This is a genomic window from Mesorhizobium sp. 113-3-3, from assembly GCF_016756495.1.
In the GTDB taxonomy this organism is placed as follows: domain Bacteria; phylum Pseudomonadota; class Alphaproteobacteria; order Rhizobiales; family Rhizobiaceae; genus Mesorhizobium.
The window spans coordinates 3,390,325-3,402,031 of record NZ_AP023243.1 but is presented as its reverse complement, the minus strand read 5'-3'; the positions used below and the strand labels follow the sequence as shown (position 1 = coordinate 3,402,031).

Annotated in this window: 10 protein-coding genes; 4 read left to right on the top strand and 6 right to left on the bottom strand. The window is 64.8% G+C overall.

Features of this window, described 5'->3' with window-relative positions; genetic code table 11:
• Positions 1-4: 4 nt before the first annotated feature.
• Positions 5-853 (bottom strand): dienelactone hydrolase family protein, encoded by an 849-nt coding sequence (locus tag JG746_RS16535; protein WP_202359387.1) that lies wholly within the window; start codon positions 851-853, stop codon positions 5-7.
• A 282-nt stretch (positions 854-1,135) separates the two neighbouring features.
• Here JG746_RS16535 and JG746_RS16530 point away from each other — a divergent pair, with 282 nt between their 5' ends.
• Both JG746_RS16530 and JG746_RS16525 read left to right on the top strand, forming a co-directional pair.
• Positions 1,136-1,291 carry a hypothetical protein gene (locus JG746_RS16530; RefSeq protein WP_202359098.1) on the top strand — a complete coding sequence of 52 codons (156 nt, stop codon included), beginning with the start codon at positions 1,136-1,138 and terminating at the stop codon, positions 1,289-1,291.
• A gap of 9 nt (positions 1,292-1,300) precedes the next feature.
• Positions 1,301-1,738, top strand: a complete 438-nt coding sequence (locus JG746_RS16525) for a hypothetical protein (RefSeq protein WP_202359097.1) — start codon at positions 1,301-1,303, stop codon at positions 1,736-1,738.
• A 5-nt stretch (positions 1,739-1,743) separates the two neighbouring features.
• Here JG746_RS16525 and JG746_RS16520 read toward each other — a convergent pair whose 3' ends face one another.
• Positions 1,744-4,059: a glucose/quinate/shikimate family membrane-bound PQQ-dependent dehydrogenase gene (locus JG746_RS16520; protein ID WP_274609330.1), complete on the bottom strand. Its 2,316-nt coding sequence runs from the start codon at positions 4,057-4,059 to the stop codon at positions 1,744-1,746.
• A gap of 194 nt (positions 4,060-4,253) precedes the next feature.
• Between JG746_RS16520 and JG746_RS16515 the strand changes: the two genes are divergently transcribed.
• Together JG746_RS16515 and JG746_RS16510 are read left to right on the top strand one after the other, a co-directional pair.
• Positions 4,254-5,090: a DUF2059 domain-containing protein gene (locus JG746_RS16515; protein WP_202359095.1), complete on the top strand. Its 837-nt coding sequence runs from the start codon at positions 4,254-4,256 to the stop codon at positions 5,088-5,090.
• Between the two features lie 83 nt (positions 5,091-5,173).
• Positions 5,174-7,711: an ATP-dependent helicase gene (locus JG746_RS16510; RefSeq protein ID WP_202359094.1), complete on the top strand. Its 2,538-nt coding sequence runs from the start codon at positions 5,174-5,176 to the stop codon at positions 7,709-7,711.
• A 54-nt stretch (positions 7,712-7,765) separates the two neighbouring features.
• On the opposite strand, the gene JG746_RS16505 is transcribed toward JG746_RS16510, so the two are convergent.
• The 4 genes from JG746_RS16505 to JG746_RS16490 form a co-directional block, all read right to left on the bottom strand.
• Positions 7,766-8,812 carry an ABC transporter permease gene (locus JG746_RS16505; RefSeq protein ID WP_202359093.1) on the bottom strand — a complete coding sequence of 349 codons (1,047 nt, stop codon included), beginning with the start codon at positions 8,810-8,812 and terminating at the stop codon, positions 7,766-7,768.
• Positions 8,809-9,606 carry an ATP-binding cassette domain-containing protein gene (locus JG746_RS16500; protein WP_202359092.1) on the bottom strand — a complete coding sequence of 266 codons (798 nt, stop codon included), beginning with the start codon at positions 9,604-9,606 and terminating at the stop codon, positions 8,809-8,811. The genes JG746_RS16505 and JG746_RS16500 overlap by 4 nt, the downstream gene beginning before the upstream one ends.
• Positions 9,607-9,691: 85 nt before the next feature.
• Positions 9,692-10,699, bottom strand: a complete 1,008-nt coding sequence (locus tag JG746_RS16495; protein ID WP_202359091.1) for a substrate-binding domain-containing protein — start codon at positions 10,697-10,699, stop codon at positions 9,692-9,694.
• 93 nt (positions 10,700-10,792) lie between these two features.
• Complete coding sequence (locus JG746_RS16490; RefSeq protein ID WP_202359090.1) at positions 10,793-11,698, bottom strand: sugar phosphate isomerase/epimerase family protein; 906 nt, start codon at positions 11,696-11,698, stop codon at positions 10,793-10,795.
• Positions 11,699-11,707: the final 9 nt, after the last annotated feature.

The following is an 11,707-nucleotide window of genomic DNA, read 5'->3' as shown; positions in this document are numbered from 1 at the left end:
GTCCCTACGCCAGCTTCTGCCTCAGGAAAGCGATCGTCCTGCCCCAGGCGAGATCGGCCGCTTTCTTGTCGTAGCGCGCCGCCGACGTATCGTTGTTGAAGGCATGGTTGGCGCCTTCATAGACATAGACCGTGTATTCGACATGCGCGGCATCGAGTTCCTTCTTGAAGGCGGCGATGCCGGCATTGGTGCGATCGTCGAGCCCGGCATAGTGCAGTAGCAGCGCGGCCTTGATCTTCGCTGCGTCGGCCGCCTTCGGCTGCATGCCGTAATAGGCGACGCTGGCGGCGAGATCCGGCGCGTTGACGGCCAGCATGTTGGCCGTGCCGCCGCCCCAGCAGAAGCCGATGGCGCCGACCTTGCCGTCGCCGTCCTTGTCGGCCTTGAGGAAGGCGACGGTTGCGACGCCATTGGCGATCGTTTGCGCCGGATCGACTTTCGTGAACATGTCGCGCGCTTTGTCCTCGTCAGCGGGCGTACCGCCGAGAGGCGACAGGAAATCCGGTGCAAGCGCCACGAACCCCTCCAGCGCCACGCGGCGGGCGACGTCGCGTATATGCGGGTTGAGCCCCCTGTTTTCATGGATGACGATGACGGTGCCGAGTTTGCCGGCCTGGTTTGAAGGCTTGACCAGATAGCCCTTCATCTCGCCGCCACTGCCGGGATAGGTGATATCCTCACCCTTCAGCCGCGGATCGTTGTCGGCGACGATCGCCGCCTGGGCGGAATTCGCCGCCAGCATTGGTGCAATGGCGGCCGCCGCGGCCCCCGATCCGGCAAGCCGGGTCAATTGTTCCATGAAGCGGCGGCGGTCGAGCGTCAGATGCGTGTACTCGTCATACGCATCGATCATCGCCTGGGTGATGACAGGTTTGTCAGCGATGGTGGATTTGGTCACGGGGGGCGCTCCTCGAACTTTGTGTCCTTGCGTCCGCAAGATAGGGGCGAGCCTCGCATCGTCCAGTCACGGCTCGGTCACGCTCCTGTTCCCTGGCAAGCTGCGGCAACCATCATCACATTCTTGTCATCGGCGACAAATTCTGATGGCGCTGCCACAATGTTAGAGGAAACTCACGTTCCGGCCGCCCCATGGCGCGGCCATGGTCCAGAAGGGCCCGACGTGAAAGGAAAGCTGATGACCATGACTTCGCCGATCCTTGCAACCGTCTTCATGGTTGCGGCAGCCGCCATTCTGGCGATGAGCGCAACCGTTGTCGCGGCAAGCCGAAAGTCCATGGTCAAGGTCCGCAGCCGCCAGCGCCATCCGGCAAACACGAAGACCCAAGGTTGAGGTGAAGTCATGGACGTACAGGATATCGTGAACACCGTTTCGCAGAAGGCCGGCCTCGATCAGGCGACGACCGAAAAGGTCGTCGGCACCATTTTCTCGGTGCTTGAGCATGAGGCGGAAGGCACCAGCGCCTCATCCTTCTTCGCCAAGATCCCGGGCGCCGATGCGTTGGCGCAGAAATATGACGTCATGGCCGCGGCCCCGGCCGGCGGCGGGGGCGGCTTCCTGTCGTCGCTGCAAGGCGCGCTTGGCGGCGTTCTCGGCGAAAAGGCGGGCGCGCTGGTCAATGGCCTCGCCGCGCTCAAGGCATCCGGGCTCGACATTGCGCAGATCCAGAAGGCCGGCGCCACGCTGGTCCAGCAGGCCGAAGCCGCCGCCGGCCCCGGTTTGACCAACCAGGTGCTCGGCTCTGTGCCCGGCCTTAAGAGCCATCTCGGGCTCGGCTAGCGCCCTTACTTCGGCAGCGCATACGCCATCACATAATCGCCCGGCTTGGTGCCGACCGAGCCGTGGCCGCCGGCGACGATGACCACGAACTGGCGCCCGTCGGCGACCGTATAGGTCATCGGCGTCGACTGCCCACCGGCGGGCAATCGGGCCCGCCAGAGCTGCTTGCCTGACGTCAGGTCATAGGCGCGCAGGTAATCGTCGACCGCGGCCCCGAGGAAGGCGACGCCGCCGGCGGTGATCATCGGCCCGCCAATGCCGGGCACCCCGACCTTCAGCGGCAGCGGTAGTGGCGTCATGTCGTAGACGGTGCCGTTGCGGTGCTTGTAGGCGATCGCGCCGGTCCTCAGATCGACGCCCGCGACATAACCCCAGGGCGGCGCTTGGCAAGGGATGCCGAGCGGCGACAGGAACGGTCCCATCACCACCGCATAGGGCGCGCCCTCATTGCGGTTCAGCCCTTGTTCGCTGCCGCGTCCTTCATCCGGCGGTGGCACCTGGTCGCGAGGAATGAGCTGCGACTTGAACGCCAGATAGGTCGGCATGCCGAACATCACCTGCCGAACCGGATCGACAGCGACGCCGCCCCAGTTGAAGGTGCCGAAATTGCCGGGATAGACCAGCGAGCCCTGTACGGAAGGCGGCGTATAGCGGCCTTCGTAGCGCAAGCCCTGGAATTCGATCCGGCAGGCCAACTGGTCGAACATGGTAATGCCCCACATGTCGGCGCCGGTCAGCGGCTTCGGCATGAAGGTGAGATCGGAGACCGGCTGCGTCGGCGACGTATGGTCCCCCTCGATGGCGCCGCCGGGCGCCGGCACTTCCTTGACCGCGATCACCGGTTCGCCGGTGCGCCGGTCGAGCACATAGAGGTCGCCCTGCTTGGTCGGCCCGACCAGCGCGGGCACGACGGAACCGTCGGCCTTGGTGATGTCGATCAGGCTCGGCTGCGCCGGCACGTCCATGTCCCAGAGATCGTGGTGCACGGTCTGCCGCACCCATTTCAACTGCCCGGTGTTGAGGTCGAGCGCGGTGATCGAGGAGGAGAATTTCTCGACATTGGCGCTGCGCCCGGCGCCGAGCTGGTCCGGCGTCTGGTTGCCGAGCGGCACATAGAGCAGGCCGAGCTTCTCGTCGGCGCTCGGCGTCGACCACATGTTGGGCGAGTTGGCGGTGTAGGTCTGGCCGGCCGGCAGCGGCGTCGTCTGGTCCGGATTGCCGGAATCCCAGTTCCAGACCAGCTTACCGGTGCTCGCATCATAGGCGCGGATGACGCCGGAAGGCTCCTGCGTCGAATAATTGTCGTTGACCGCGCCGCCGACGATGATCTTGCCGCCCGCGATCAGCGGCGCCGAGGTCGAGTAGTAATAGCCCGACTTCGGATAGGGCATGCCGGTCAACAGGTTGAGCGTGCCGCCCTCGGCAAAGGCGGGACAGACCTGCCCGCTGGCAGCATCGAGCGCGATCAGCCGCGCATCCGAGGTCGGCAGGTAGACGCGGGTCGCGCAAGGCTGGCCGGCGGCGCCGGCCGCATCGGCATAATAGGACACGCCGCGGCAGGTCTGGTGCTGGCGGTCCTTGTCAAGCTTGACCTTGGGATCGTAGCGCCATTTTTCCTTGCCGGTCGCAGCGTCCACCGCGATGGCGAAATTGTGCGGCGTGCAGATGTAGAGCGTGTCGCCGATCTTGAGCGGCGTCACCTGGTATGTGGTCTCGCCGACGTCATCGGGCCCTTTCACATCGCCGGTGCGGTAGGTCCAGGCCGGCTGCAGATTGGCGACATTATCCGGCGTGATCTGGTCGAGCGGCGAATAGCGCTGGCCGAACTGCGTGCGGCCGTAATAGTGCCACTCGCCGGCCGGCACATCATTGCCGAGATTGGCGTTGGGGATCACCTTGTCGGTGTCGAGCGCGCCCGCAATGTCCTTCGGGTCCGTGGTCATCGAATAGCCGGCCACCGCCAGCGATGCCAGCACCGCCAGGATCAGCGGAGCGCGGCCGTCAGGCCCGACAAGGCCCCGCCTTGCCCACGGTGTCAGCAGCCAAAGCGCCACCAGCACGATGATGCCGCCGCGCGGGCCGAGCTCCCACCAGTCGAAGCCTATTTCCCAGACCGCCCAGGCCAGCGTGCCGAGCACGATCGCCGCATAGAGCCAGAGCGCGGTGGAACGGCGCCGGTAAAGTAGCCAGGCCGCGATCAGGAAGGCCAGACCGACGACGATGTAGTACCAGCTGCCCCCCAGCGAGGCCAACCAGATGCCGCCCGCGCCAAGCGCCAGACCGAGGAGAAAGAGGATGAGGGAGGTGATGGTGACAGCCAAGATGATACTCCTTCGACTGTTGCGCGCTCGCGCGCCCATGGGCGATCCGGTACACCGTTCCTGCCCTGCGCGCAGCTTTCTCCCGCCTGCCTCGCCTGTCAAGCCGGCCCACACGCCAAGGTGGCAAACCATCTTGCCTGCATCAGGGTTTTCCCGCAGTCTCCATGGATCATCTTTGTCGTGGAGCAAGCAAAATGCCGTCATTCGTTTCGCCGCTGACGCGCATAGCGCTTGTGCTCTACTGCCTCGTCCCGCTCGTTGCCGGCACGGTAGCTGCGCCGGCGCAGACAATCAGCGAGATCAACAAGGCGAACGGCTTTCACGAGATGCTGATGGGCATCGGCCCGGGCTTCACCGCGGCCGTGAAATCGGCACCGGGAACGCCGCCGCAAAAGGTCCAGGACGCGCTTGCCGACGCCATGGAAGGCGCCTTTGACCCGGAGAAGATGGAAGCGGCCATCGAGGCCCGGATGGCGGACAAGCTCAGCGCGAAGGACCTGTCCGACCTGGCCGCGTTCTACGCGTCGCCTTTGGGCAAGCAGGTCACCGCGCTGGAGATCCAGGCGTCCACGCCAGCGGCAAGGGAGGCCAAGAAGATCGAGGGCGCCAAAATCCTCGGCGAGCTTCCGTCCAGGGATCCGGACAGGCTCGCATTGTACAGGAAGATGATGGACGATATCAGCGCCGTCGACACCGGCGAAGCCGTCGCCTTGAACATGGGCTATGCGATGCTTTCCGAAATGCTTGGCGCGGCCGGAAAGCCCCTGCCCGACGACCAGGTCATGGCCCTGCTGCGCAAGCAAACCGAAGGGCTTCGCCGCGACATCGACAGCGATGCCATGGAATCGGCCGCCTATGTCTACCGGGATATGTCCATGGCCGACCTGAAGCTCTATGCCGCCTTCCTGGCCTCACCCGCCGGCGGCCGCTACTACGACCAGATGCAGGACGCCCTGGGCGCGGTGATGACGGATGAGGCGCGCTCCTTCGGCCATCGATTCTTCGTCGCCCTCGGCTACCGCAAGGCCTGAACCGCGATAGCAGGCACTTTTACCCAGAACAAAACGTAGACAGTTCTGGTCTTTCCCTGCCGAATCACTACATTCGGGGGAAGATGTCCGGCTTTTCGGAAGACATGCCCTTCTTCGACGAACCCAATGCGCGGCCCACCGCCCCGTCGGGCATTGCCGCGCGCGCCATGGCTGCCCGCGGCGGCCAGAACAGTGCGCCCGATTATCTGAAGGGCCTCAATCCCGAGCAAAGGCTGGCGGTCGAGACCACCGAAGGCCCGGTTCTGGTGCTGGCCGGCGCCGGCACCGGCAAGACCCGCGTCTTGACCACCCGCATCGCCCACATCCTTGCCACCGGCAGGGCCTTTCCCTCGCAGATCCTCGCCGTCACCTTCACCAACAAGGCCGCGCGCGAGATGAAGCAGCGCATCGGCATCCTGATCGGTGAAGGCAATGTCGAGGGCATGCCCTGGCTCGGCACCTTCCACTCGATCGGCGTGAAGCTTCTACGCCGTCATGCCGAGCTTGCCGGCTTGCGTTCCGACTTCACCATCCTCGACACCGACGATGTCGTGCGGCTGATCAAGCAATTGATCCAGGCCGAAGGGCTCGACGACAAGCGCTGGCCGGCCAAGCAGTTCGCCCAGATGATCGACGGCTGGAAGAACAAAGGCCAAGGTCCGTCCGATATCGCCGAGGGTGACGCGCGCAGCTTCGCCAACGGCAAGGGTCGAGAGCTCTACAAGGCCTATCAGGAGCGACTGCAGACGCTGAACGCCTGCGATTTCGGCGACCTGCTCTGCCACCCGATCCGCATCTTCCGCGCCAATCCGGATGTGCTGAAGGACTATCACCGGCGCTTCAAATACATCCTCGTCGACGAATACCAGGACACCAACACGGCGCAGTACATGTGGCTGCGCCTGCTGGCGCAACGGGCTGAAGGTCGCACCACCGTCAACATTTGCTGCGTCGGCGACGACGACCAGTCCATCTATGGCTGGCGCGGCGCCGAGGTCGACAACATCCTGCGCTTCGACAAGGATTTTCCCGGCGCCACCATCATCCGGCTGGAGCGCAACTACCGCTCGACCGCGCACATCCTTGGCGCTGCCTCCCACCTCATCGCCCACAATGAGGGCCGCTTCGGCAAGACGCTGTTCACCGACCGCAACGACCCCGAGGACGGCAAGGTCAATGTCCACGCCGCCTGGGATTCCGAGGAGGAAGCCCGCGCCATCGGCGAGACCATCGAGGCCTATCAGCGGCAAAAGCATAATTTGAACGACATGGCGATTCTTGTCCGCGCGTCCTTCCAGATGCGCGCCTTCGAGGACCGCTTCATCACGCTCGGCCTCAACTACCGCGTCATCGGCGGCCCGCGCTTCTACGAGCGCATGGAAATCCGCGACGCGCTGGCCTTCTTCCGCGTCGTCGCCAACAGCGGAGATGACCTCGCCTTCGAGCGCATCGTCAATGTGCCGAAGCGCGGGCTCGGCGAAGCCACCATCCGCCAGATCCACGACACGGCGCGCGCGCTGCGCATCCCGATGCTGGAGGCCGCCGGCAATCTCGCCGAAAGCGACGAATTGAAGCCGAAGCCGCGCGCAGCACTGCGCGAAGTCGCCGCCAATTTCGAGCGCTGGCAGAAGGCGCTGGAAACCAAGCCGCATACCGAGCTCGCCGAGACCATTCTCGAGGAGAGCGGCTACACCGACATGTGGAAGAACGACCGTTCGGCCGAGGCGCCGGGCCGGCTGGAAAACCTCAAGGAACTGATCCGCTCGATGGAGGAGTACGAGTCGCTGCGCTCCTTCCTCGAACATGTGGCGCTGGTCATGGATGCCGAGCAGAATGCCGGGCAGGACGCCGTCTCGATCATGACGTTGCATTCGGCGAAAGGTCTCGAATTCGAGACGGTCTTCCTACCCGGCTGGGAGGAAGGCCTGTTTCCGCACCAGCGCGCGCTTGATGAAGGCGGCCGCTCCGGCCTGGAGGAAGAACGCCGGCTCGCCTATGTCGGCCTGACGCGGGCCAAGAAGAACCTGCATCTCTGGTTCGTCTCCAACCGCCTCATCCATGGGCTCTGGCAATCGACCATCCCGTCGCGCTTCCTCGAGGAACTGCCGGAATCCCATGTCGAGATTGCCGAAAGTGGCAACAGCTACGGCGGCTACGGCAATTCGTACGGCGGCGGCTCCTTCGCGTCGGGCCGTGGCGGCCGGCAGAATCCGTACGGCGCCTCGCGTTTCGACAGTGTCGGCGCCAACACCGAAAAATCCGGCGCCTTCTCCAACACCTATTCGACGCCCGGCTGGCAGCGTGCGCAGGCCAACCGCACCGAAGCCACCGACCGCAACTGGGGCACGCGCTCCGGCCATCAGGTCGAGCGCATCGGCTATGGCGAGACCGACAGCGGCTACGGCGCCGGCCGCACGAGCGTAAAGGGCCGCACCATCGACGGCGAGCTGGTCGCCAAATCCGTCGCCGACAAGCCGTCGCCCTTCAGCGTCGGCGACCGCGTCTTTCACCAGAAATTCGGCAATGGCAACATTTCGGCCATCGAAGGCAACAAGCTGACCATCGACTTCGACAAGGCCGGCCAGAAACGCGTGCTGGACGGGTTTGTCGCGGCGGTGTGAGCTGCCCGGTTCCGAGCAGCTCTCAGCGCAGTTCCGGCAACGGCAGTGCCTCCCTCACCGATACCGTGCCTGGTTCCACTTGTGCCCCAGCAGCGACAGGATGATGATCAGGCCGTTGAAGAACTGCACGTAGAAGCCGCTCAGGCCTGCCGCCACCACGCCGGTCTGGATGAACGACACGGTGACCGCGCCGATGGCGCCGCCAACGACCGTGCCGATGCCGCCCCAGGTCGGCGTGCCGCCGACGAACACCGAGGCCAGCACCGGCAGGAGATAACCGTCGCCCGCCGTCGGCCACCAGGTGAAGTTGATCATCACCGAGAAGGTGCCGGCGATCGCAGCCCCTATGCCGACGAAGACGAACACTTTCACCCGCACGCGCTTGACGTCGATGCCCATCTGCTGGGCGCTGTCGGGATTGTCGCCGACCACCCTCACCTGTGCGCCGAAACGATGCCTGTTATAGAGCATCGCCGACAGCACGACGAAGGCGATGGCCCAGAAGATCTGCACCGGAATGCCTTGGATCTGGCTGGAGAAGATCTTGTAGGCCCAGCTGCCGCTGAGGCTCGTCAGCGCCATCGACTTGCCTTCGTTGACGATCTGGATCAGGCCGCGCAGCAGGAAATTCATGCCGAGCGTGGCGATCAGCGACGACAGCCCGCCATAGACGACCAGCGACCCCACGAGGAAGCCGAGCAGCATGCCGGTGACGAGTGCGGCGGCAATGCCGAGGAACGGATCGTAGCCGGCCTGCACCACCAGGGCGAAGACCCAGGAGGCGAAGCCCATCGTCGCCGGAAACGACAGGTCGATCTCGCCGCAGGTGACGACGAAGACCAGCGGCACCACCACGAACAGCGCCACGGGCAGCGTCGTCAGCACGGAACTGTAGAGATACCAGGTGGTGAACACGGTCGGGTTGGCAACCATGAACACCGCCATCATGACGATGAACACGGCGAGCGTGCCGAGCGAGGCGCGGTTGTCGAGGACAAAGCCGCGCAGCCAGTGATCGGACGGATGTTTCCACTCCTGGCGGGTGGACCCGGCATGAGCGTGCAGAGGGCTTTCGAGATCGGGTTCCATGGTCTTGCTCATCGCGCTTGCTGCTCCGCTTCGCCGGCCTCGCGCAGTCCGGGCAATCCGCCGGGATGTGCGACGTCCTCCATGAAATTGATCAACTCTTCCGCCGACTTGACCGCGCTGCGATCGGCGGTCAGCGCCACCTTGCCGCGATCGAGCACCACGAAGCGGTCGGCGATGTCGAAGACGTGGTGGATGTTGTGGCCGATGAACAGGATCGAGCGTCCGCTCGCCCGCACCTGGCGCACGAAATGGAACACCTTGGCGGTCTCGGTCAGCGACAGCGCCGTCGTCGGCTCGTCGAGGATGATCAGTTCCGCCTGCTTGTAGATGGCGCGCGCGATCGCCACGCCCTGGCGTTCGCCGCCCGACAGCTGGCCGACGATCGAGTGCGGCGTGAATACCTTCGAGGTGAAGCCGATCTCGCGCATCAGCCGGCTTGCCTCCTCGATCTCCTTGTTGACCTTCAGCCAGCCCATGAAGCCGGTCAGCTCGCGGCCCATGAAGATGTTGCGCACGATGGTCTGCTGCACCGCCAGCGCCCGGTCCTGGAACACCGTCTCGATGCCGGCGTCGCGCGAGCGTGCCGCGCTCCAGCCGCTCACCGGCTTGTCGCGTACCAGGATGTCGCCGCTGGTCGGCCTGACCACGCCGGACAGGATCTTGATCAGCGTCGACTTGCCGGCGCCATTGTCGCCAAGCAGGCCGACAACCTCACCGCGGTCGACGCTGAGATTGACGCCGCCCAGCGCATAGACCTGACCGTAGGACTTCTTGATATCGCGCAGTTCGATGATGCGTTCGGCCATCGGATCCTCGCTTTCATTGTCGCATGCCGGCCCATTGCCGGCGGTCCTGCCGGCCGGGCCTGACCCGGCCGGCAGCCTTGGGAGGTCAGCGCAGCGCCTGCTTGGCGAGCTCTGAGACGATCTCATAGTTCTGCGGCGTGACGAAGCCGGCACCGGTGTCGACATTCATCGGCGCCAGCCCCAGCACCACTTGCTGGCAGAGGCTGAGGATCGGCAGATAGCCCTGCATGAATGGCTGCTGGTCGGCTGTCAGCTGCACCCAGCCGCCCTTGAAGCCCTCGACGATCTGCGGGCTGGTGTCGAAGCCGAAATTGAAGATATCGCCGGGCTTCTTGCCCGCCGCCTGCATGTAGGTCGGCACATTGCCGAGCATCTGCCCGCCCGGATAGCCGACCGCCTTGACACCGGGATTGTTGAGCAATGCCGCGGTGATCACCGGGATGGCCAGGTTCGGATCGGCGGCCCATTCGGTTACGGAATTGATCTGAACGACGTCGACGCCGGCCTCTTTCAGCGCGGCGACCGTGCCACGCTCGCGCGCGCCCCGGCTCTCATTGTCGAAGGGGCCGATCATGATCGCCTTGTCGCCGGATTTCAGCCCGGCCAGCTTGAACGCCTCGGCGCCGAGCGCGCGGCCCTGCTGTTCCTGCTGCGCGCCGACATAGCCGCCGCCGAACGCCGCCGTCACCTTCGGCACCGGCACGTTCTGGTACATCATCTTGATGCCGTCCTTATGCGCCTGCTCGGCCAGCGGCATGATCGCGTCTTCGCCTGGATGACCCATCATGGCGATGCCGTTGGGCTTGACCGCGACCGCCTCGCGCAATTGCTGCACCATCTTTTCGACATCCCAGCCGGAGAAGATGTAGTCGACCTTGGGGCCGAGATCGGCCGCCGCCTGCTTGGCGCCATTGTAGACGATGGTGCCGAAAGCGTCGCCCTCGGCGCCGCCGACGAAGAAGCGGATATGGACATCCTTGCACCACTGGGCGTCGAGCGCCTGTGCCGGCAAGGTCGAGATGGCGGCGCAAAGCGCCGTGGCGGCGGCCACGACGGTCGTGCGCAGAAGTGTCGTTCTGATCGCGATGCTCATGCACTTGTCCTCCCATTGTTTCCCTCGTCAGCCGAGGGGCTGTTGACGATTGCTTCGCCACTTACGAACCGGCTCCTCCCGCCGGCCGGGTCCTCACGTCGGATTCTGCAGGTAGCTGGCGCCTCCTCGGCATTGTTTGAGATATTCCAGCGCCCGCGCCTGCCCGGTGATTTCGAGATCGTCGCGATAGACCGGGTCGTGCCAGCCCTCGATGTCGATGGCGCCCTTGTAGCCGGCCAGCCGCAATTCGCTGATCACCCGCGTCCAGTCGCTGTCGCCGAAGCCGGGCGTGCGCATCTGCACGAAGGGCAGCCGGCCGAACACGCCGTGCTCGCGGATGACGTCCCAGCGCACGGTGGCGTCCTTGCCATGGACATGGAAGATGCGCGGCGCCCATTTGCGGATCTGCGGGATCGGGTCGATCAGATAGACGAGCTGATGGCAGGGTTCCCATTCGAGACCCAGATTGTCATCAGGCAATTCGTTGAACATCAGCTCCCAGGCGTCCGGATTGTGCGCGATGTTCCAGTCGCCGGCGGCCCAATTGGCGTCCATTGCGCAATTCTCGAAGGCGATGCGCACGCCCTTGTCGGCGGCGCGTTTGGCCAGCGGTCCCCACACTTCGCGGAAGCGCGGCAGGCTGTCCGTCAGTGGCTTGCCGCGGATGCGCCCGGTGAAGCCGCTGACCATCGAAGCGCCGAACAGATGCGCATTGTCGATCACCGTCTCCCAGGCCGCAAGCACGCCGCGATCGACCTCGCCGCCCTCCAGCGGATTGCCGAACACGCCGAGGGACGACACGATGACATCGGCATCGCCGATCGCCTCGCGGATCTCGCCGGCAAGGCGCGGAAGGTCCTTGCCGCCCAGCGTCTGCCAGAAGAAGGGCTGGATGCTCTCGAAACCAAGCGGCAGGATCTGCCTGACATAGGCAGCGGGGTCTTCGAGATTGGCCCGCACCATGGTGCCGATCCGGATGTCGAGAAGCGGGTTTGGCATCACTTGTGT